22 protein-coding genes are annotated in these 21,812 nt (G+C 59.1%); 1 reads left to right on the plus strand and 21 read right to left on the minus strand.

Annotation, left to right across the window (positions count from 1 at the left end; all coding sequences use genetic code 11):
• From HMPREF3170_RS11660 to HMPREF3170_RS03620, 21 genes are all read right to left on the minus strand, one after another.
• On the minus strand, positions 1–244 hold a 244-nt coding region (locus HMPREF3170_RS11660), incomplete at its 3' end, for a hypothetical protein (protein WP_168161611.1).
• A 51-nt stretch (positions 245–295) separates the two neighbouring features.
• A complete protein-coding gene (locus HMPREF3170_RS03530) occupies positions 296–2,665 on the minus strand; it encodes a coiled-coil domain-containing protein (protein WP_070477844.1) in 2,370 nt (789 codons plus the stop codon).
• Positions 2,662–3,573 carry a hypothetical protein gene (locus HMPREF3170_RS03535; protein ID WP_070477846.1) on the minus strand — a complete coding sequence of 304 codons (912 nt, stop codon included), beginning with the start codon at positions 3,571–3,573 and terminating at the stop codon, positions 2,662–2,664. Before HMPREF3170_RS03535 ends, HMPREF3170_RS03530 begins: the two co-directional genes overlap by 4 nt.
• Entirely contained in the window at positions 3,564–4,331 is a 768-nt protein-coding gene (locus HMPREF3170_RS03540; protein WP_070477848.1) for a hypothetical protein, read from the minus strand. The genes HMPREF3170_RS03535 and HMPREF3170_RS03540 overlap by 10 nt, the downstream gene beginning before the upstream one ends.
• A 12-nt stretch (positions 4,332–4,343) precedes the next feature.
• Positions 4,344–10,790, minus strand: coding sequence for a tape measure protein (locus HMPREF3170_RS03545; RefSeq protein ID WP_083290840.1), 6,447 nt, complete (start codon positions 10,788–10,790; stop codon positions 4,344–4,346).
• Positions 10,791–10,803: 13 nt separating this feature from the next.
• Complete coding sequence (locus tag HMPREF3170_RS03550; protein ID WP_141742181.1) at positions 10,804–11,184, minus strand: hypothetical protein; 381 nt, start codon at positions 11,182–11,184, stop codon at positions 10,804–10,806.
• 29 nt (positions 11,185–11,213) lie between these two features.
• Positions 11,214–11,585 carry a hypothetical protein gene (locus tag HMPREF3170_RS03555; protein WP_070477854.1) on the minus strand — a complete coding sequence of 124 codons (372 nt, stop codon included), beginning with the start codon at positions 11,583–11,585 and terminating at the stop codon, positions 11,214–11,216.
• Positions 11,586–11,753: 168 nt separating this feature from the next.
• On the minus strand, positions 11,754–12,398 hold the full coding sequence (locus HMPREF3170_RS03560; RefSeq protein ID WP_070477856.1) for a hypothetical protein: 645 nt from the start codon (positions 12,396–12,398) through the stop codon (positions 11,754–11,756).
• Between the two features lie 54 nt (positions 12,399–12,452).
• A complete protein-coding gene (locus HMPREF3170_RS03565; RefSeq protein ID WP_070477858.1) occupies positions 12,453–12,815 on the minus strand; it encodes a hypothetical protein in 363 nt (120 codons plus the stop codon).
• Complete coding sequence (locus HMPREF3170_RS11665) at positions 12,812–13,042, minus strand: hypothetical protein (RefSeq protein ID WP_070477860.1); 231 nt, start codon at positions 13,040–13,042, stop codon at positions 12,812–12,814. Before HMPREF3170_RS11665 ends, HMPREF3170_RS03565 begins: the two co-directional genes overlap by 4 nt.
• 159 nt (positions 13,043–13,201) lie before the next feature.
• Positions 13,202–13,516, minus strand: a complete 315-nt coding sequence (locus tag HMPREF3170_RS03575; protein ID WP_246814904.1) for a hypothetical protein — start codon at positions 13,514–13,516, stop codon at positions 13,202–13,204.
• Positions 13,517–13,545: 29 nt separating this feature from the next.
• Positions 13,546–14,010: a hypothetical protein gene (locus HMPREF3170_RS03580; protein ID WP_070477862.1), complete on the minus strand. Its 465-nt coding sequence runs from the start codon at positions 14,008–14,010 to the stop codon at positions 13,546–13,548.
• A 21-nt stretch (positions 14,011–14,031) separates the two neighbouring features.
• Positions 14,032–14,973 (minus strand): phage major capsid protein, encoded by a 942-nt coding sequence (locus HMPREF3170_RS03585; protein WP_070477865.1) that lies wholly within the window; start codon positions 14,971–14,973, stop codon positions 14,032–14,034.
• A 32-nt stretch (positions 14,974–15,005) separates the two neighbouring features.
• Positions 15,006–15,500 carry a hypothetical protein gene (locus HMPREF3170_RS03590; protein WP_070477867.1) on the minus strand — a complete coding sequence of 165 codons (495 nt, stop codon included), beginning with the start codon at positions 15,498–15,500 and terminating at the stop codon, positions 15,006–15,008.
• A gap of 112 nt (positions 15,501–15,612) precedes the next feature.
• The gene (locus tag HMPREF3170_RS03595; RefSeq protein ID WP_070477869.1) at positions 15,613–15,873 is read right to left on the minus strand and encodes a hypothetical protein; all 261 of its coding nucleotides are present in this window, start codon (positions 15,871–15,873) and stop codon (positions 15,613–15,615) included.
• Positions 15,863–17,047, minus strand: a complete 1,185-nt coding sequence (locus HMPREF3170_RS11510; protein ID WP_141742183.1) for a VG15 protein — start codon at positions 17,045–17,047, stop codon at positions 15,863–15,865. Before HMPREF3170_RS11510 ends, HMPREF3170_RS03595 begins: the two co-directional genes overlap by 11 nt.
• Complete coding sequence (locus HMPREF3170_RS03605) at positions 17,047–18,453, minus strand: phage portal protein (protein ID WP_070477871.1); 1,407 nt, start codon at positions 18,451–18,453, stop codon at positions 17,047–17,049. Before HMPREF3170_RS03605 ends, HMPREF3170_RS11510 begins: the two co-directional genes overlap by 1 nt.
• Positions 18,453–19,949, minus strand: coding sequence for a terminase TerL endonuclease subunit (locus HMPREF3170_RS03610; RefSeq protein WP_070477873.1), 1,497 nt, complete (start codon positions 19,947–19,949; stop codon positions 18,453–18,455). The genes HMPREF3170_RS03605 and HMPREF3170_RS03610 overlap by 1 nt, the downstream gene beginning before the upstream one ends.
• A complete protein-coding gene (locus HMPREF3170_RS03615) occupies positions 19,900–20,208 on the minus strand; it encodes a BAR domain-containing protein (RefSeq protein ID WP_070477875.1) in 309 nt (102 codons plus the stop codon). The genes HMPREF3170_RS03610 and HMPREF3170_RS03615 overlap by 50 nt, the downstream gene beginning before the upstream one ends.
• 221 nt (positions 20,209–20,429) lie before the next feature.
• Positions 20,430–20,702 (minus strand): HNH endonuclease, encoded by a 273-nt coding sequence (locus HMPREF3170_RS11515; protein ID WP_141742184.1) that lies wholly within the window; start codon positions 20,700–20,702, stop codon positions 20,430–20,432.
• 103 nt (positions 20,703–20,805) lie between these two features.
• Positions 20,806–21,234: a MerR family transcriptional regulator gene (locus HMPREF3170_RS03620; protein ID WP_141742185.1), complete on the minus strand. Its 429-nt coding sequence runs from the start codon at positions 21,232–21,234 to the stop codon at positions 20,806–20,808.
• A gap of 271 nt (positions 21,235–21,505) precedes the next feature.
• Between HMPREF3170_RS03620 and HMPREF3170_RS11900 the strand changes: the two genes are divergently transcribed.
• Positions 21,506–21,812: hypothetical protein (locus HMPREF3170_RS11900; protein ID WP_246814905.1), on the plus strand; the 307-nt coding region annotated here is incomplete at its 3' end.

Raw genomic sequence — 21,812 nt, forward strand, 5'->3', positions numbered from 1 at the left:
CCCCCCCCCGTTGATCTTTAGCAGGGATATGCGCGACTCGTTTCACCTCACCACCAGTCGTAAGCACTACATCCGCTCCGGTTTCACCGTCCCATGACGCAGACACCCGGCACGGGCCGGGCACCACGTTCAGTGATGAGGACGTGTTCTTCATGGGGTGGTCACCGACGATTTTCGGGTACCACGACCCATCGCCTTCTACTGTCACACCATAGGGCATGACGAAATCGATTGCTGTTGTCATTTTTCCTCCTTACAGATGGAAAAGGGACACCAGGTGCCCCTTTGTGTTTGGTTAGATTTCAAGCCCAAGGCCGCGGTACTTCGCATCCAAAGCGTCGAGCTCTTTGCGGTATTTCGGCATCAGCTCACCAGGCATATACACACCGAAAACCCTGATAATCTCGCGCGGTTTACCGTCTTTCGTCACCCCCGCAGGAACTCCTAAAGTATTGGTTCCGCTGTCGAACGCATGCGCCTTGATGAGAATCGAATTATCCTCACCGGCGACGGTCCCTCTTTGTATGTTCAGCACGATGAGTCCTCCGGGCCAGAAAGTGTTCCCCGCCGTGTTGACGACAATCTCAATCCCTGGCTCGCGGCTCAACCTCCGGACACTCTGAATGAAATTAGATTCATCAATTGCAACCCCAACAGAGGCACCACCTGTAGCTTGTTGCCCTCCAAGGATGAGCTTGTGTGGCCTATACGCCTCAGTCAACAACTCATTCCGCTCAACACCCCACTTCGTAGTCAACGTCGCTAAACGCAGCTCCTTAATCGCTTCCCCATTTAGCTGGTTCGCTTCCAACGCCGATTCCGCAGCTTTCGCAGCACGCTCACCAGTCTGCGCCGCGTGCATACCCGTCTGCGCAGCAAACCCAGCAGCAGCACCAACCGCACGGATTGCTTGATTCTGCAGACGATCCGACTCTTGCAAATTCTCCGTAATTTGCGTCAAACCAGCCTGCGACTCCTCCAGCAGCTTCTGCGCCTCCCGCAAATCAGCATTAATCCCATCCTGGACTTTGCCCGCCTCAATCAAATCGTCAGTCGCCTTACGCAACTCGGTTTGTGCATCAGCAAGGTCAGTCATCGCCTGCGAATGCTCTCCCTGCACCTCCTCCAGTAGCTCAATCGCCTCGGTGTTTAACCTGCCGACTTCCAACGCGGAATCAGCCGCCCGCGCCGCGTCCTCCGCCGTCAGCTGGGCGTACATCGCCCCCATCGACGCAGATCCGGCAGCAGCGCCAGCAGCACGCACGCCATTCGCCACCGCACGAATCGCCTCATCATGCGCATCAATCACCTCACCATGCTTCGCAATCACCGTCTGATGCATAGCCAGAATCTCGTTCTGCGCCGCGTCGATCTTCGACAGGGTTTCCCCTGCCTCCTCAGCCAACACATTCAACTCGTCAAGCTTCGTCTTCGCTGACTGCGCAGCAGCATCAGCGTCTGATTTCGCGTCCTTGGCATCGTCCAGCGCTTGTATCGCACGGTCAGCCTCTTCCTTGGCTAACTTCGCCTGCTTCTGCGCATCCGAATGTGCCTGGCGCGCATCCTTAGCGTGGCTATACGCATCAGCAACATGCTGTTTACCCGTTTCGATAGCGTCCTGTGCCTGCTCCACCAACGGCAAAATCTCTGCACGGATCTCCTCCGCACGTGCCACATGCTCACGCGCTAACACCTCGTGCTGCGCCGACAACGCCGAATGCGCCGAAGCCGACCCCAACAACCCCCGTAGCTGTGCCGACGCCACCGCCATCTGCCGGTGAAGCTCCTTCACCTGGCCATGCAGTGCTTTTACGCTGTCAAAAATGGCGTCGTTCTTATCCAGAATCTCATCCGACTCACCGACAAGCCGCGTCACCTCATCAAGCGCCGTCAACGCACTCTCATACGCCGACTGCGCTTTACCGTAGGATTCGTAAGCCTCTTGCGCATACCCACGTCCCTTTTCCTCCGCTGCAGCAGCACCATCCAACGCTGTCCGAATCACTCCCTCGGCATCATTGACCGCCGAAAGAGCCTCATTGGCTGTTGTTTTCGCCTCGGACGCTGTTGTCTTCGCCGCCGACGCTGCTTTGCTTGCCCCTGCGACTCGGCGTGTGAGGGCGCGCTTATCGTTGGCGACCTGTCTTCGGAGGTCCTGCGACTGTCGGCGAAGCGCATCGGCGTCGGAGATGAGCAGACCGCCGACGTGGACGCGCCATCCTCCGATCCCTTGGTCGTCGGAGGAGACCATGGAGATTTCGGTGACTGGAAGGCGGAATCGGCGACCTCGAAGTTCGACTGTGACAATGTCACCAACTTGGAAATCCTCGCCCGGGGTGTACCCACGGAGTCCAACTGTGGTGATGTCACGCTCGAAGAAAGTGTCCCCCGCGATCTGGCGCTGGGCAGTATCCACGACGGTTTCAAGGTCGGAGATTTGTAATTCGAGGTCGATAGTGGCGTCCGCTCGAGCGAAACCGACGTCGAAACGTGCGATGGTCTCGGACGGTCGATAAATGTAGCCGTCTTTGATGCGGTCGTCACGCTCGACTTGTTCTGCGCCCTCTGGCAGGACAACATTAAATTCTCCGTACACCAGTGTTGCGCGTTCGCGTCCTACGGTCACGTCGCCGCCGTCGGCGATGAGCACTATTTCTTGGTTCATTGGTTCACCTCCGTAACTTGTCGCACATCAATGACGATGGTTGGGTGGGAAAGGTCCAGGCCCGGCGCGGGTGGGTCTCCTGGTAGCCAGAGGCTGGCTGTGATGCACACGCCTGCTGCGTCGGCGATTGGGGCGACGGTTTCCAGGAGTTTGCCGTCAGCGGGTCGGATCAGCACATTGGGTGATGGCAGTGTTGAGCCGTATGGCGAGACGACGATCGGCGGGTTTTCGATGATGTGCCGGATGCCGGTTGCGCGCCATGAGGTTTCTAGCGATCGTGTGATCAGTTTCCGAATGACTTTCTCAGCGGTCGCTTCGTCTTCTCTGCGTGCGTCTCCGAGGGTGACGCCGTCTGCGGTGGTAATCATCTTCATGTCTTGAAGGTCACGTGGTTTGCTCCATGTGGCGGCAACTCCTTCTGGTCCTACCCAGTCTCGCTCAAAGCGGGTGAATTCCCCCGTGATGGTTGTGGGGGCGGACCATGCGACATGTCGGTCGAGTTCTGCGAGGATGTCTACTCCGTGCACCTCCAGGGAGTGGGGGTGCTGCCAGTCGCCTGACTCCACGACGTGGGTGATGCGGAATGCACGCCGGTAGTTGTGCCGCTCCACCACAATGAAGCGGGTTTTGTTTGCAACACCGACGAGTTTTCCCTCGTGGTCGACGGTGGCGCCGCCAGCGACGAGCTCGTCAACGATCGGATGCACAGCGCCTTGGTCCATGATTGCGAATGTTGCTTGGAAGCTTGTGACGACGTTTCGTCGCTGCGGAGCTTCCAGGGGTGAGAGCACTGGCGGGCAGTCCATAAGTGGCTGGCAGGCTTCGTCGAACAGCCCGACGTATTGCTCTTCATCCTCTACGACGGCGGTCCGGTGTTTGCGGTGCTGTTCCCAGTCGGTTATCTCCATGGGTCGAGTACTCCTTTCTTCCACTGGATTGTGGCCCCCGGTGGCACGTGAAATTGTCTGGTGGCTCCCGGAGGCACAAGCTCGATAGGGATTGCGCGCAAGGCGTGCGTGACTTCTGGTGCAGCAGGTTCGTTGTTTGCAGTGATTTTTGGAATCTTCTGCAAAACAAGCGTGTGCTGCGAGGTGACGGCAGGCAGCTGAAACATCGCGCCGGAAGGCACCTTGACAACCCCACCAGCACCCGACCAGGTAATAGTGGGTGCGACTGGCACATCTCCGTCGTTGGTGATGGTGACGGTGCCTGTCCCCTGCTGGGGCATGGTCCACCACACACCGTCATCGGCGACGAGCGGTATGCGCACATCGAGGACGACTTCGGACCACGATGGGTCTTGTGTCGGGGCTGCCATGCCCTCGCCGAGGCGCACCCACAACACCATGTCCCCGGCAGGCGTGGAAAGCTTCAACAGCGACCGTTGATGCGCGAGCGGTGAAAAGGCCGCGCGCAGCGCTGCAGCAACCTCTCCTGCATCCCGGCCACCAGCTGCGCGACACAGAAACGTCAGTGCCCCTGTCATGACCCCGGCGCGCTGCGAGAGCGCGGTTTGTCCTGGAGTTGCAAGGGGTGTGGCGGTCGTGGTGTCCATGGTGCCGATAAGTCCGTCGATGCCTCCGGCTTTGATGCCTGCCGCCCAATCGTTGGTGAAGTCCCAGTCGGTGCCTTTCCAATCGGTCATGGTGAGGCTGTAGCGGTTCATGGGTCCTCCTTTCTAGATGGTGCTGGCGTATGCCAGGCCAGTCAGTTGTGATTTGGGTTGTTGCTGCAGCTTTTCCTGCACTGCTTTGAGCGTGGTGAGGATTTGCTGCTGGGTGGTTGCATCGGTGTTGAGCAGATTGTTGGTCTGCTTCGTCAGCTGCGTGGAGGCGTCGTGATGCCGTTCAGCTCTGGCCTTTTCCTCAGCAGCAGCCTGCTTGAACGCGTCGGCAAGTTTCTCGGTTGGGGCGGTCACTGATTGCTGCATCATTTTTGCCCACTCGAGGTCTGCCGCCGCGCGATCATGGCGCTCCTGGTAGCTGATTTCGTCCTGGAGCTTCTTCGCGTCGAGGTTGTTTTGGTTACGCAGTACTTCACGGTTGAGCTGTTCGATCTCGTCATCTGCTCTGCGCTGTGATGCTTCAATCTTGGATCCGATCGAGTACTGCAAGCTGCCAATGGAGGCGTCGACAAGCGCGTCTCCGATTCCGGCACCCGCCATGGCCCCGCCAGCCCCGCCGACTGCTCCACCAACACCGGAAGCAGCAGCACCAAGGAGTGCACCACCTACGAGCGTGGCTTTCTCCCCGGTCTTCATCTGCTTCCAGGCCTCATCGAGTTCGGGACGGTTGTCGCGAATGTCGATGGAGCCCTGGGCGGTGTCTTTAATGCCACCGATCAGCAACGGGGCTGCTGCTGCAGCAGCACCCAATGGTCCACCGACAGCGAAGCCTGCAAGTCCGGCTAGAACAGCACCGAAAATCTTGCCGACGCCACTGCCGACCTTGCCGACACCACCCATGCCCTTAGCTGCGCCCCTGGCCTGATTCTTGGTCATGCCGTTGAGCTCAGCTGTTTGCTTCATCAGCAAATCAGTCTGGATGCGCAGCAGGCCAGCTGTTTTCACCTGGTCGAGCGTCGCCTGTGCGACTGCCAGCGCCGCAATTTCTTGCTTGCGCTGCGCCTCGAGCTGGTCCACCGCGTTTTGCTTCTGTGCGATCGTGACACCCCACAGAGCAGCGCGTACCTCTTTCGACTCCTCGATTTGCGTAGAGGTGAGGTCCGCGATGGAGAACTTGCCGGTTTCGTAGAACCGGTTCATCGCCCCCTTCATCGCTTCGACAGAAGACAAGCCGACCTTGTTCGCATCCTTGCGGGCCTGCTCGAGGTCTGCCTCCGCCTGGGCGATGCTGATTGCACCGCGGTGTCGTTGGCGGTCAGTGTCCGCAACCGCGAGGCGGTAATCGCTTTGCGCCTTGATCAACCCAAGCTGGTCAAGACGCTGCTGCATCTGCAGCTTCGATACCGCCTGTCGTGTCTCATCAACAATGCCGGCCAAGCGACCGAACTCATCGAACAGACCACTAATCGCCTGGAACGTGTGCTGAAACTGCTCACCAAGACGCACTGAAAGCTCCGACGCTGCCTGAAACCGTGCCGCCGTCGCAGTCCGCTCCGCCGCCTGCAGATCCTCTATCGCTTCTCGATGATTCAAGCGGGACTCGCGAAGCTTGTCCTCCGCCTTATTCAACCGGTCTTGCGCTTTTCGCACCTGGGCAGCGTTTTTGTCCTTCGACTTGGCCAACGCTTCATCGGTATCTTCACGTGCCCTCGCCAACCGCTTCTCAGCAGCAGCAATCTTGTCAGGCTTGCCGTCCCGGCGCGCCTTGCCCAACGCTTCTTCGGCGTCGACGAGCTTGCGGCGCTGTGCTGTTGTCAGGCCACCGCCGTCTTTCTCTGCATCTCGAAGTGCTTTTCGTGCCTCCGCCACATCGCGTTCTGCTTCTGCGATGTTGTCAGCCTGTGTCGCGATGTTGGCGCGGGTGTCGTGCAGTGCTTCTTCGGCGTCGCGCACAATCTCGGCGGTTGCGAGGAAGCCGCCGCCGAAGCCGCGGCCCTGTACTACGAGCTGTTTTTGTGCTGTGGCGATTCCTGCGGAAAACTCCCTGGCTGCCGTGACCATTTGCGCTCCTGCTGGAGGCAAGGCCGTTGCGATTCGTGACATGTCGCGCCACTGGCTGTTGGTGAGCACGATTTCGTCCTTGGTGGATTCATTGCGCCCCAGTGAGCCTGTTGGCCAGCGACCGCCAACGTCGAACTTTGGCACCTTCGAGAGTGCGCCAGAAAACATGCCGGCAATCTGGGCGCCCATCTCTTTGACGTTCCAGTGTTGCCACACATCGCCGTACTTCTGGTACTTCTTTGCTTGGTCAAACAGCGACTGCGCTGCACCCCAGGACACTGACCTACCGGATTTGAGTGAAACGCCATCGACACTTGTTGATGCGATGTCATCATCACTTTCCTTGCCGCCGAGCGCTGAGAGAGGCAAATACGCATGGTCTGTGTACTGTGCGTGCGATGCGCCTGCAGCAGCACCACCGATCTTGCCCTGCCCGCCTGCGCCACCGCCCATTTCCACGTTGACGGAGTCACCATCACCGAAATAGATGGTCCCGGAGGTATGACCACCCCAGGGTCCGCCATTGAACAGGCCGATCGCATAGCGTGGTCCTGTGCCAAGGCCGGGTTTGAACCCGATGGACTTGAGCTGGGAGATGGCGTTTGCCGTGGACATGAACCGCCCATTCGTTGCCGGTTTCCCAGCAGCGAAGAGTGCTCCTTGTCCCTGGGTCGACGAGCAGTCACCCCAGTTTGAGCCGCCAAAGTCATATGGAGCGCCCTGGAGTGAGCGACTCGCCTGTTGCCCATTGACCTGCTTGCCTTTGAAAAATTCGAGCAATTGCCCAGGGGTGACTGCCCCATCTGCACGGTACGATCGCGACGTTGGTGCGACAGAGGATCCATCGCGGCGGACTTCATTGCCAGCTGCATCCACAAGGCCAAGGCCGAAGATCGATGCAGTCTCAGCGAGAATCTGCGTTGAACGCTTCCGCTTCGACATCGCGTGCGGAATGAACGACTCACCGTGTGTTTCATCCTCCGCCCACGTGATCCACCGACCGCCCGGCGCGATTTGGGCCTGCTGGGTAGACAGGCGTCCTGTTGCGCCGTCGGCCATGAATCGGTGCGAGCTGGTGGTGTTGATCAGACCGTCCGCAGCAGTGTTGGTATGGCGGGTGCGAATGTTGATGATTTTGTCTTTCAACCCGTCAAGCCACGACCGTGCTTCGTCAATGCCGCGTTTTGCAGGCTTGTTATCCACCTCAATCTTCGGCTTTGTTTGGACCTGTTCCAATGCCCCCAGGTCATTGCGAGAGACCTGGATGCCAGCGTCAAGCAACGCCTTGTCGAGGTCAGCGGTAGGCACGCTTGATTGCCCGGCGAGGTAAGCGAGGTCGCCGAGCGCAATCTGCTGGTTGTTCTGCAGCTGGTCGATAATCAGCTGGGCTTGCGGTGATGGATTTTCGAGCGCAAGCGCATCGAGAATCTGCTTAGCACGCCCTGAATCTGCGTCGAGTTGCGTGGTGTTGAGCAGGATTTTCGGCTCGGCGATCTTGTCGCCTAGCTCTGCTGCCATCTGTGTGACGCGCTGAATCTTCGCGATCGCGTCATCGTCGGCGGCCTCGATGCGGACGTTCTTCTTTCCATCAGGGCCGACTGTCTCGGTCCATTTGACGTCAAGCTCAGTCATGACGGCTTTCGCCTGCTCGCCAACAGCACCGATTTCGATGGTCGTGCGACCCTCGTTCCTCATGTTCTCAAGCGCTGCCCACACTTCGCCGATCTGTTGAGCGGCTTCGCCTGCCCCATCGAGCGCGACTCCGGTTTCGAGGATTTCAGGCACCCCGCCATAGGCGGCAATGAGCTCGCGGACCTTCTGCTCGGAGAGGTTGAACTCATTGGCTGTAGCGGCAATAGCCGGGGCCATGCCGTCCATCGCTTCTTGGACGTCACCGCCATTGGTCGCGACATTCTTCAAGTCATCGACCATCGAGTTCAGACGCTCATTGAGCGCACGCGCTGACTCGTTCGTCGGTTCGAGTTTGCCGTTCGCGCCGAAGAGCGCGTCGCCAAGCTGCTCAACAGGGCGTGCTGCCTTTGCTGCGGCTTCGACAATCTCATCAACGGACGCTGCAGCGTCCATCATGGCCTGCTCGGCATCTTTCGGCGCCAGCCCCATCGACTGCAGCAACGAGTGCAACGCCGAGAGCTTGTCCTGCCCAGATGCTGCAGAATCGGACAAGACATCAATCGCCTGCGACGCCTGCACCATGGCCGGGTCAACACGCTGTGCAGCCTCGACCATCAGGTCAAGTTCCTCACGAGACTTCACCAACTGGTCAGCGATAAACTGCCCACCGTCACCAAGCCCACGCATGTGCTGCACAAGCGCTTCGTACTCCGGCCCGCCATCGGCGACGATCTTCGAAAGGTCCTCGACAGAATGCCCGGACTTCTCGAGGTACTCGCCCATCTGCTCGTTGGCTTCGTTGACCTCTTGAACCGCGTCCTTGTACTTCATGAAGCTCAACGAGCCGTTCGCCATTGACTTGTTTTGCCAATCGACACCAAGTGCCATCTCGGCAATCGCCTCAGTAAACGCAGTCGAATCCGGCTCAGGCACCCGGTAGACAAACCCGTCGACCTGCGTTTGAAACGCCTTGAGCGACGCCATCGACGTATCGACGACCTTCGCCGCCATTTCCTGCGCCTGCTCAGACAATGCACCTGTGGATCCAAGCACTGCAGCCGTAAACTCGCGGTTGACATCTGACGCAGAAGACATCGCGCTGGCGTACTGCTCGGAGGCAGTTTTCGCCTTCGCGTTCGCAGAGCTAATCGCTGTAAACCCTGCAGTCGCGGCCATCATCGCGATACCCCAAGGCCCACCAAGCGCAGTCACCACGCCACCGACGGCAGACTTCATGCCCGTAAACGCGGCAACGCCAACACCGGAAACAGTGCCGGCCATGTTGGTCACAGTTGCCGAGACGCCATGGCCAGCCTGTGCGATGATACGGTCCGCAGCATCCCACCCGGAGCTTGCCTCAAGCGCGGCGACTTTCGCTACGCCTGCCAGCTCCTTTTGGCCTGCAGAAAACTCCTTCATCGGCGTCGAGACACGTACATAGGCTTGCGCCATCTTTTGCGCGACACCGGTGCCCGTATCTCCCATCGCGATCATGCGAGCATCAAACCGTGAGATTTCCTCACCACTCGACGCGATTGATTCACGCAGCTTGTTCGCATACGGGGTAACCGTATTGAACTGCTCACGCATGCCACCAACACGCAGGTTAAGCCCCTCGAGGACGCCCGAGAACTTCTGCGCAACAGATGGAACGGTCTTAAACGCAGCCCACGCACCAACAGCAGTCGTCACCAGGGCTGGGTGCTTCGACAACAACCCTGCAACCGCACCGAGCGGACCTGCAACAGTCTGCACCGCAGTACCAGCAGCACTCACAGCACCGGCAAACGTCGTCCAAGCAGCACCAGCTAACGATGGAGCAACATTTGCTAACGCCTTGCCTGCGTTCATCGCCACTGGAACCAAGGACTGCACGGTGTCGACAACAACCCCGACGGTCGCCTGCACAGACGCGCCGAACGTCTGGAACTGCGACGAGGCTAAGAACTCAGTGACGGCAGATTTCGCGGACTCAAGTGCTGGAACCACCTGTGTCTGCAGCAGGTTGCCAACGCCAGCAGCGACTGGCTTGATGCGTTCATGAAATGCGTCCAACGCGGTGGTGACGTCGCCGAAGCCACCGACCGCGAGCCCGAGAAAAGGCTTCAACACCGTCGCGCCAATACGGCTAGCAGCAGCACCCATATTCGCGAAAGCACCGGAAAACGTTTTACCGGCCTCTTTCGCAGCACCGCCCACCCCGGCGCGCATGGCGCGTTCGAAGGTGGCGAAGTCGATTTCGCCTTTCGAGACCATGTCGGAGACTTCGGCGGCTGTTTTGCCGAGCTCGTCGCCGAGCAGTTGGAGGACTGGAATACCGCGGCTTGTCAGCTGCATCAGGTCGTCGCCTTGGAGTTTGCCTCGGGCTGCGACTGAGCCGAAGATTGCGCCCATTGCGTCCATGGAGTCCCCGGCGATGCCTGCTGTATCTGCCACGGTGGTCAGCACTTGTTCAAGCTCTTTGCCTGGTTTGATGCCGGAGGCGACGGCCATGGCGGCTGTGGTTGCTGCAGCGTCGAGGCCGTAAGCGGTGCCCTTGACGGCAGCGTTGGCGTTGTCCATAATCGCGGCGACTTGGGTTGCAGAGTTGCCCAGGCCGGTGAGCTTGGCTTCTGCGCCCTCAATGGCTTTCAGTCGCCCGAAGCCTTTCGTAAGCCCTGCTGCAACCGCGCCACCGGCGGCGACGCCTGCTGCGCCAGCCCCGATTTTGAGGGTCTTGCCAACTCCGGATGCGAGTTTGGAACCCATCGATGCGCCATGCTTCGACGCGGTAGCCTCTGCAGCGTTGAGCGCGCGGGAGATTTCTGGGGTGATCCGGTTGGTCTCTGGGACAATCGATATGTAGCCAACGCCTAGCTCGGCCATCATGCCTCCTTAGTGGTCAGGTGTATTTCTTGGTGACCAAGGCTCTGATTTCACTGGCGGTTCGCTGTTGCGCCTTGGGTGCCTTGGGTTGCGCGGGCTGCTGCGTGGGTGCTGTCTTCGGTGTGGTCTCGATGACTCTGCTGGCGAGTCGCGCGATGATGGATTTCTCCGGTGGCATCGCGCCGACTGACGCGTAGCGCCACGCTTCGAGTTGGCCCGCGATTTCGCCGAGAAGTATTGATTGCGGAGAGGAAAGCTCTTCGAGCCATTGCAATTGCCTGGCTTGCTCTGGGTGCTCTGCCTGCCAGACGTGCGAGGTTGCTGGGGCGTGTGCGAGGAACGCGATGATGTCCGCCCACCCAAGCGTGTGTCCAAGCTCGTCAAGGCTTCTGCCCATGGCGAGCAAGTCCACACGCAACGCATCAGCTACTTTCCGGTTTCGGAAGATTCGTCGGTGGACGGCGAAGATTCCCCCAAGCTGGCCTCCGATTCGTCAGCCCAGACGGTGTTGATCTGCTGCAGTTCGCGAGCCATGAGCCCGTCGATGGCAGTTGCTGCCTTGGGGTTGTAGTACTTGAGCATTTCCCGCACCAGAATCAGTGCGTTGTTCTTCGGCTTGTCGACGTCGAGCACGTCCTCGGACTTGTTGAGCTTGTCCAAGCCGACGTTGATTTTCTTAATGTCAGCAGGCACCATGCAGTCGATCGGGGGAACCGCGATGACCACCGTGTCATTTCGCTTAGAGTTTGGGATTTCAAATTCGATGTTGTCGAACTTCGCTTCAATCTTGAATGCCATGAGCCAGGCCTTTCTTTACGAGTGTTGGGCTGGGCCGATAACGTTTGAACCCACCCGGCAAGGGGGTGCGAATCGGCCCGGCCCTGGGATATGAATATCCGCACGATTGCCGGGTGAGACTTGGGAGCAGTGATTTGTAATCCCTGCTGCTCCGCCCAGGGATGCGCCCTACTGGTGCTCTTCAGTACCGGCACCAGCTTGGTTCGCGTTCTTGCCGCTTTCTGTAGGACGGCCATCATCGCGGTACTCCACGACGTACACCTCGCGCTCACCGTTGGCGTCATTGAGCGTGTACGGGAACGCCTTGATGGTGATGTTGTACTTCGTCGATGCGGTGTGCACATCTGCCGTCTTCTCCGCCGTGGTGATACGACCACGAGGAATGACATACGTCTTGAGCTTGTCGCCGTCGACGGCCTTGAGCACGTGGGACTTAATCGGAAGACGCTTCTTCGTGTGGTAAATCGTCTTCGCGGTTCCCTGCTCGCCGGGCTTGATCACGACGTTGTCTTCGCCGAAGATGGATCCGATCACGCCCTCGTTATCGTCCTCGAGCAGCGTGAGGGTGACTTCCTCGGTGAAGTCTGTCTGCAGGTCAACCCATTCGCCACCGCCGAACATCTTCTCCGAATCGGAGTTGCGAGTCGGCTGGACGTTAAAGCCGTCTGGTCCGATAGCGCCGTGGTCGATGAACGCCTTATCCAACTTTTCTTCTGCGGATGCTGGCAGCTTGGTGCCAACAGGCGCGTTGAAGTAGACACCGCCATCAATCGGTGGGGCACCTACGAAAGCGTTATTGATGTTTACAGCCATTGCTTTTTCTCCTTTACAAGGTCATTGGGCCGGGCCTTGAAAGGTACGGTCGGGTTAGCGGCGAAGCCGTAGTCCGCCCGTGAATTGGAACCGGACATGTTCAGTGTCCGGGTTGTCATACCTGGTCAGGTTATTGTCGGCGTACCCACTCGAAATCGGGGCAGGCGCACGAAGCGCTGACCACGTCTCCCACACACGATCCGCCAGACGTTCAGCGTCTGACTCTGAGAGCCCGTAGCACTCGATGAGAAACCGGGGCGTTTTCAATGCCCAGTCATCTGCCCCACCACCAATGCGAGAGACCACGACAAACTCACGTGGACGCATCTGCTTTGGTGGGAATCTGGTCGAGGCTGGCACTGCCAGTGCTTCCTGAATCGCTTGAACTGCGACCGCCTGGGCCGCCACCCCATTCATCCGAGCACCCGCACGAGCGTGTTTTCCCGACCGTTGCGGTGAATCGCTGACCACGTCTCGGGGCGCACAATTGCGCGCTGGCGCACCTTGCCAAGCTGGGTGTTGGTTTCAAACCCATCACCAGCCTCGGCAGCAAGTGCCTCGCCTTTCAAAGACACCAGCCTCGCAGCCCCCTCAGAAGCCAGCAGCTCACGATACGCTTTGCGATTCGGCTTGAACACTGCCATCTCGCCACCTCCACCGAAGCCATCCACCCGGTCCGTAGGCAACCTTTGGCGCCTGGCGAGTGGCATCACTGAACAGAATCAGCGAACCGCCATCAAACGACAACGATTCACACTCCACCTGGTCTTGGTCACCAGGCGTGTCAACAATGCACCACGGCATCACGTCACCCCTTTCAGGTTCACAATCTCCACGCCCGGCGCGAAGCCGAACGGGTTGTGCTCGTAGTTTTCTGGTTCACCGATGACTTCGAGGACTTGGCTGCGATCAGGCAGCAGGACTGCATCGGTTGGCTGGAATGCTCCAGTCGGTGCGATGAGTTCAACGTCAACGGTTTCGCGGTTGTGGCCTGCAAGCTTTGGCTCGTCGGTGCGTGGGACTGCCCAGCCTGCCACATTGATGGTTGTCTTCGTCTCTGTTTGCACGGGGTTGCCGAGCTCGTCGCGGGCACCGGCGACGCGTCGGATGCGTGTCACTGGAAACGAAAGTGGGATAAACGCCATGGCTACATCAGCCCCGCGTGCATGGTTTCGCCGCACACCTGGCACGGCGAGCTCACAGACCCAACGAGATAGTCGCACCCGGCACACCTGCGTTTCGGTATAGGCAGGGTGTCGATCGCTCCTGGTCCTGTGCCATGGTCGGAGCAGAGCGATTCAAGTTCTTTAATCTCCGACGGGAAGAACAACGAACGTCGCGTCTGCCGGGTATCAAACGATGTTGATTGGCCAAACGGGCCTGCAGTGAACTGCTGGGATGAAACCGCACCCGAACCAGATTCCGCCCAGCGCAGCACTGCGCCGCGAATAATTGCGACGGCGGCGTCAGCGTAGGCGAAGTCTGGATCATCAAGGCAAGGGGCAACCCGGCGCGCCATGGCGAGTCCGTCTTTGATGAGGATTTCGACGACGTGTTCGTCGAGGTCGTTGTTAAAGGCGAGGATGTCGGAGGGGTTCAGGGTGATTGCCATGATTGCTCCTTTCTACTGGGGTTAGCCGGTCGAGCTGGCCGTTGTTGGCTTTGCGACGTAGCGCACGAATGCGTCGAGGTCGATGATTCCCCAACCGAAGATGCACTCGGTCATGTAGGCGACGCAGTTGCGTCGTTGGAGGTCGCCGTTGCCGAACGGGTCGCCGTATTCGATGCGCTTGAGTCCGATGTCGAGGGCGCGACCGAAGCGCAGTGCGGTCCAGTCGCCGCCGAAGCCGCGGATGTTAGTGTCCTTGGATTCGTCGACCTGTCCGGAGACGCTGCGTGAGACGCGGACAGACTGACCGGCGTAGTTGGTGACCGTGCCGCCCATTGGGATGTCCGGGTTGATTCGGCGTCCCTCTTTATCGCGTGCGTTTGCGAGCTGGCCGACGAGTCGCGGGTCAAAGGCGAAGCCGGTAAACCCGAGTGGTTTGTCTGCGCCAACGACGAGGTTGTAGCCGTCCCACAGTTCCTCGTCGACCTTGTCAGCCTTGCCGGTGAGCACAACCTCGTTTGTGGTTTGTGCCAGGAAATCCGGGTTGCCTGATAGGGGCTTGCCGTCGGATGCTTGGCGGCCATGCAGCGCAGCCAGGTCAATCTGGCGGGCGAGTGCCTCCGCAAGCTCTTCCTGCATCATGTCCATGACCCCAGCAGGGTTCTTCTGAATGGTCTCCATGGTGAACTCGAGGCCAACAACCGCCTTAATCGGCTTGATGTTCTTCGCACCGACTTCCAATTCGGAGTCGACCTTGTTCTGCCCCTCACCAATGATGGATGCTGCAGGACGCTTCGTGAGCACCGGGACGAGGTTGTCACCGAGCACCACCGGGTGAGCCTTCGCCAACGAGGGCACGATCGCCTCGGCGGTGGCTTCCTTCCAAATCTCTTTTGCAACCGTCCTCGGCAGCAGGGACTGTCCCCCATCGCCGCCCAGGAGGGTCTTTTCAGTCAAGGTAGCCATAGAGCATTACCTTCCTTTCTTGTCGTTGTTGTCTACACCCCGAGAATCTGCCGAGCAATCGCATCACGATCCGAGATGTCACTGTCGCTGCCGACCGCGTTGGACTCCGGCATCGACTTCTTCTCAGGGGCCTGTTTCTTCGCCCACGCAACCAACGCCTGCGCTGCAGAGGTCAACGCTTCTTCATCGCCTTGAGCAGGCAACAAATCAACAGGCACCCCATTAGCTGCCGCGACTTTCGCCCGCACTGCTTGCGTGTTCGCCGCAGCTTTTTCAGCCTCGAGTTGGGCAATACGCTCGTGCGCTTTCTCAAGGTCCGTCTTCTTCGACTCCTCAAGCTCACGCATCTTCTGCGCCAGCGGCTCAAGCTCTTTCGCCTGATTGCGGTACTTCGCGGCCTCCTTACGCAGCTTCTCTACGTAGGCACGGTCGAAAGTATCCTGCTGCTTCTCACTGGCCTGGTCTGCAGGCGCAGTGTCGTGTTCGGTGGTCTGCTCTTCGGCAGTTGTTGGTTGGTTGTCTTCCATGAATGTTCCTCCTGGGAATCAAGAAATGGGCATAGAAAAACCCCAACCCGCCCACCAGGGGCAATGATTGGGGTTTCGTGCACCGACCGGGACTCGAACCCGGCGCGAGAACCTACCGACTAGGCGGCGCTATTTTCGTTTTATACATTTGGAGAGCCTCGAGCATCTCATAGACAGGGCCGTCGTCATATTTTTCTTCGATGAACTCCACAGCTCTATCCGTTAAGCAACCTGCTGTAAACGCTTCGTCGAGCAACGTCGCGATGGCTTCCTCGGGCTCGCCCGCCCGCAGATGTTCTTCAGAAAGGACTCTTCCGACCGACGGCGAAATTAGCTTGTCGAGCTGTCGGTAGTTCTCCTCGTCACTTAGCAACTTCAGCCACCCCCTTCGGTACGCCTTCGACTGGATAAGCAGTTCTAAAAGAAATTTTACCATCAGGTCTCACGTTATAATCCGCCTTGACAATCAATCCATCAAACTCGCGCCACACGGTCCGTCGAACTGTAGCGGCTCGAAAATGACTCGGCTGCTCGAGCGCATCTCTGACAGCGTCGACTATTTGTTGATCAGTCCACTCCTTGGGAAACTTTGACGCTCCTTTACGCTCTGAGTCCCACCTGTGGCCATCGGCCAATGACTCATCGTGAGGCCAACCACGAACCGTTTCACCGTTAGCTAAACGTTTCTTATCGCCGTCGCTCAAATCACGCCACCCGTACAGGACGTGTCCCGGCATCTTATCCAACGGCGGCAACCGCTCACCAGGAAACACCGTAGACATCCCATCACCCGTATACCGAGGGACCCGACAGTACTGCAGCCGAGGCCACTCCACGTTTTTGCCTGCCTGCTGCCTGCGAGCGGTAATGCACTGCCGCCAATCATTCATCGTCGCAGAGCGCCCAAACTCCTTGTTCATCGTCTGCGACAACTCCATCAAGTCCCGATTAATCCGAGGCAAATCAGCATCGGATTTTACCTCAATGCCAAGACACCGACAGTTATCGTGATACTTACCCATCTCGCCAAACACCGTGTCCTTGTCGTAGACAGCCCCACGTGAACCCAACATCAAGCAAAACGAGCACGCCCCCGGCTCAGGCACCCTCGCATAGCGCGTTCCCGCTGTCATAGTTGCGAGTTCAACAGTCCTACGAGCTGGTTCAGCCACAAGCCGGTTAAGGATCCCCTGCAGCTTCTGCAGCGCCAACACGTGTGCTGCAACATCGATGACGCCTCCACCTCGCATCGCCGAGCGATACGCAGCCCTTGCTTGCTCGTAACGCACGGGTTCGGCAACCTGTGGATACTCCAGGCCCCGCAAGGCATCGTCAAGCGAGCGCTCCAAAAACAAGTAATCGGCAGCTGCGTACGCGGCTTGTGCACCGTATGCCTCGACAATCGCTGCAAACGGCTCAACAAGTAGTCGTTTCTGTTCAATAAATCCCAGTCCCTCGGTGCGCTTCCACCATGCCAGCAAATCTCGTTGGGCCAACATCCGCAGCCCATCAAGCGTTTGTGCGTAATCGTCGCGATGATTCGGCATCACTCACCTCCTTGAGGACGATTCGCCCGTGCAGCTGCCACAGCCTCATCCGGCACATGCGTGGCACCACCAAGCACATTTTCTGCACCTGCCAACAACGCCATACGCTGCGCTGCCTGCTGCTGCGCCAGCTCCTGCGCCATGATGCGCTGTTCCTCCGGGGTGTAGCCCAACCTGTCCCACACCACGCGCGAGTTCGCCGGAGCAACACCAGCCTGCGCTTGTTTGACCATCGCGTCAGTCGTTGCCGCGACCGTCGGTGTTGCAGGATTACCCCACCGCGTACCGCCCGGCGCGACGTCACTGACTGGCCGGCCGTCGCGTCCCGCGATGATGAGTCGACCTACTTGCGCCCAGGCACGTCCGAACGATTTCTGACGGCGCTCAGCGCGTTTGACGAGGCGGGCCTCCATTGCTCGGATTGCATCAGCAGAGGTTGCTTGATCACCTCGCAGACCGAAGTAGTGGCCGGGAAGCCCGGCTTCGGCTGCTGCGAGTTGCGCAAGTCCCTCGATTTGTTCGAGGAATGGACCTGCTGGTTGTGGTGAAAACTCGTCGAGTTTTGGTTCGCGTTCGGTCTCGTCGACTTTGCCGGTGGTCCAAATCTGGCCGGTGACGATCTGCCACGGTGTCCTTGGTGACCCATCTGGGCCAACGAAATCGCCCATGTCTAGCCCGATCGCATAGCGCTGGGGGACGGAGAAGAACTCGCGGTTGACGTCCATCGAGATCAAGGTGCGCACTGCTGCGTCGGTGTAGCGTCGCAGTGCTGCGGTGATGTCAGATTTACCACCGCGAGCACCTGTGCGCGCCCGGTTGATGAATGGGACGAGTGGCACAGCACCGAGTAAGTGGTACTGGCGGTCAACAACTGTCCATGGTGCTGCGTAGTTGCGCTCAATGGTGATGACCTGGTCCGGTAGCCACAGTTCAGCCACTGTGTGCTCTTGCTTGCTTTCGGTAATGGTCAGGGCTGCGTCGAAGCGTCGTGTGCGTGCGTTGAGCAGGCCCGTGGTGGTCTTCGCGTCGTGGCCTCGAACAAGCTGTGCTGGCTCGCCGTCACGGCCAGCAGTCACGGAGACAAAGCCGATGCCGTAGATCATGGCGTCGAGGTGTACTTGGCTTGATTCCTCGTCGAGCGCGTTCGCGTCGAATACTTCGAGCAGGGACTCGTCAGTAAACCCGAGGAAGTCGAGTCGTTCCTCCATCACATCAACGGCTGTGCCTGCCCACCCGCACACGGTTTGCAGCATGCGTTGAATGTGTTCAGGCGTCGAGATGTTGAGTAGTTTCGCGGCAAAGGAGCCGTCGTAGTAGGCCTCATGTACCCGGTTGGGGTGTTTGTGCTTGGTCAGCTTGTTTTCAAGGCGCTCTATGAGCTTGCGTTCATCGCGCGATAGCCCCATCACCACACCACCACCTTTCGTTTCGCTCGCTTCGGAGTCACAGGGCGCTTCGCTCGCCCGTACGTCCTACCTGTCAGCGCCATCGTCGCCGCAACAAGCGGGGTAATGTCCGCATCCTCATTCGACCTATTCCACGCCCACGCGTCGCCAAGCTTGCGCTTTCGTGCTGCTGCCGCCGCCAAGTTCAGCGGTGCCTGGTCAAGGTGACGCAGGTCATGTGACATGACGGCGTCGAACAGTTGGCCTGCAGCCGCAGCCATGATGTTTGAACCGATACGCGAGACCTTGATGCCCTCGGCCTCTAACGGCTCAATCAGCGAACCTGCAGGCGAGAGCACATCAATGAGCACGGCACGAGCTGGCTGCTTCTCCAAAATGGCTTTCAGGCGAGGCACCAACCAGTTCGGCGTACCGCGGCGGTTCTCAATCACATCGAGCCACGGACGGCCCTCCACCGTCAGGCCACAAGCTGCAATCGACGCAGCGTCACGGCCCGGCGCGATGTCAATGCCGATGGCGACAGGTTGCCCGTCATCGTGGATATTGGCGTCGGCGCATGCCTGCCAGTCCTCAAACGGCAGTACACGGGCGGTGCGCTCCTGTTCCCATAGTCCGAGGCGTTCGCGGCGAAATGCTGCGTCCGAGAGGGCTGCTCGTTCGGCGCGGACGGCGTCGATGGTCATTCGCTTGCCCAGGGCTGGGTTTGCTTTAAACCACAGGGTTTCGTCGTCTGCGTCGACTTCGACTTCGCCGGGGTTTGGTTCTGCTGACCATTCCGCCCACATCAGCGTCGGATCGGTGCCTTCATGTGCTGTGTCGTGGATTTCGCGGAACACAGCGCCTTGAATGTCGGTTGGTGCGGGTGGTGTCCCTGTGAATATCTGTTGTGGGCTTGGCGAGGCCGAGATGACTGGCAGCAGTGCCGCGAGTTCTTCCTCGGAGAGCTGCTGCGCCTCGTCGACGACGAGCGTGTCAGCGCTGAACCCGCGTGCGGAGCCTTTGGAGCGCGCTACGAACTCGATGGACGCGCCGTTGTTCAGGAAAATGGCCTCTTGCCCGTTGACCTTGCGGATTTGCGAGACCATCGTTTTCAAGTCGTCATGCTGCTCGAAGAACGCAGCGATGCGCTGGAACGCTTTCCGGTTCGTCTTCGTCTCATGCGCAGTGTGCAGGATACGACGCCCGAGGAACACCAGCTGGCCTAGCTCGATGACTTCCAGTGAACCGTTCTTACCGTTCTGTCGCGGTACCGAGATGCCGATCCGTGTTGCAGCCAAAGCACCATCATCACGCACACCCATTGCAGCGGTCACGATCCCCTCCTGCCATGGGTCAGCGACCAACCCGAACGCTGCTGCAAGCTCGATAGAGTCCTCGGCATCGAAGTGGTCAACAGCCCGGCGCGCTGGCAGCGTGAGAAAGCTTGGCTGCTGGCTACCAACGAGGCTAGCTGGTGTTTCGCTTAGTTCTACGGTTTCGTCGTTCCTTGAGGTCATCGAGAGCACTTCCCTTCTTCTGAACTTGGTTGATGGTGGCGAGGCGGTCGACGGTCTCGAGGAACCTGTCTGCCAAGACTGGTAGGAGTTTTGGGTCAGTGAGGTCGTCGATTTCGGCGGCGAGGCGGTCGCGAAGTGCTTCGTAGGCTTTCTTCGCATCGCCTGTTTTCGCGCCAATGCTTAGTTTGACCTGGTATTTTTCCGATTTTTGAGTTGTCCCCCGCTTGTTTTTCGTATAGCGCTCTGGGTGGCGCTGCATGCGTTTTTTGCATGTTGCACCGCAGTACTTCTGCTGGCGGCCTGTCAGGCCTTGTCCACATACGACGCAGGTTTTCAGGTCGACCACCTCCCCATCAGGTGACAAACGGGCCTGTCACCTGCTCATATACCAATTGTGCGGGGGGATATCGAGGCAATGCGCCCCCCAGGCGAGGAGGCGGACCTTAAGGGGTTACCCCCCACCCTTTCCGGCTCGGATAGTCACCATTCCCGCGCATGTTTCCGCTTCACTCCTGCTCGTCTGAACCCTTTCGCGCCCGCCGACTTGTTGCACCCAAGGTGCATCGGCTGCAGAGCACCGTGATTGTGCCCGCCTGCAGCGATCGGGATGATGTGGTCCGCCGATGGGCTCATTGGATGCGGAGCCTTGAAACGCTTATCGATGGGTAGATTGCACCAGGCACAGACCAGGTCGTCGCCTGCGAGGACTCTTGCACGCAAGCGGCGGTAATGAGCATCGCCAGTTCTAGCCATCTGCATCACCCGCCTACAACAAAAGCCCCACACCGTACGGCGTTGGGGCTACAACTCTTGCTATGCGCAAGCATAGCACCAGGGGTGGCCCACTCAAAGTATCTCATCTTCTCGCCAGCGCCAGCACGTCCGCAAGACGCACCAACTGCCTCCCATCAGGTGTTGTCTCGGTCGCAAGCTCACCTGTGAGCACCCAACGCTGAATCTTGGTTCTCGAGACATCGCACCCACAGTGACGCGCCCAACGCTGCATCTGCCTCGCCGTCCCGAACGCTGGCGGCTCCACCTCCTCACCAGCAGGCTCCACCACCTCCACGACCACGGCAGCAAGACCTGCTATCTCTTCGGCCATCATCTCCGCCCATGCCTGCCGACGAATCACATCAAGATGCCGCGCCAACCAACGCGCACGTACCGACGCATCACGCACAGCAGGAGCAGGCACACCGACCTCGGATGCAGCAACCACGCGCCCACACCAGAACCCGAGCGTATCCTCCACCCGACTCTTCAAATCAGCAATATCAACCACAAGCGGAGGCTTCGACCCTCTACGCGCCGGAGGCTTACCAGTGCTTTGACCTCCACCACAACGAGGAATCAAAAGATCATCAAGCAAAGGCGCACGAGACTCAAGAAGATACAACCACCTATCCAGGTCATCAATCATTTCTTTCCACCTCCACGTCTGCCCCGCTTACGGCGTCTACGTACAGGCCCGACCCGACCCGACCCGTCCCGACCCGACCCGGACAACCCCGGATCGTCACCCTGCCTACCCGTGATATCAAACGGATATCCGTTTGATTTTATCGTTTCGTTACCTTTGCGCCGGTGCTTCCGCCGCGCTGCGCTGCCAGTGGTGTGTGCTGCCCGGTGCTGAGACGCTGCTGCAGTTTCCCGCGCTGCTCCCTCAACCTCCGCTGGCGCTCCATCCACCCGCGCTGCTGCAGGCTTCTGCTTATTCTTGTGTACCGGCTCGTGCATCCATGCTGGTTCATCTTCGTGGTCTCGTGGCCGGGCTGGCTGCCCGGTCGAAGTGGGAGGCGCTGCCGTCTCGTCAGACGCTGCTGCCAGCCGCGCTGCGCTGCCAGTGGTGTGTGCTGCCCG

The sequence above is a fragment of the Corynebacterium sp. HMSC08D02 genome (assembly GCF_001807505.1).
Lineage (GTDB): Bacteria > Actinomycetota > Actinomycetes > Mycobacteriales > Mycobacteriaceae > Corynebacterium > Corynebacterium pseudogenitalium.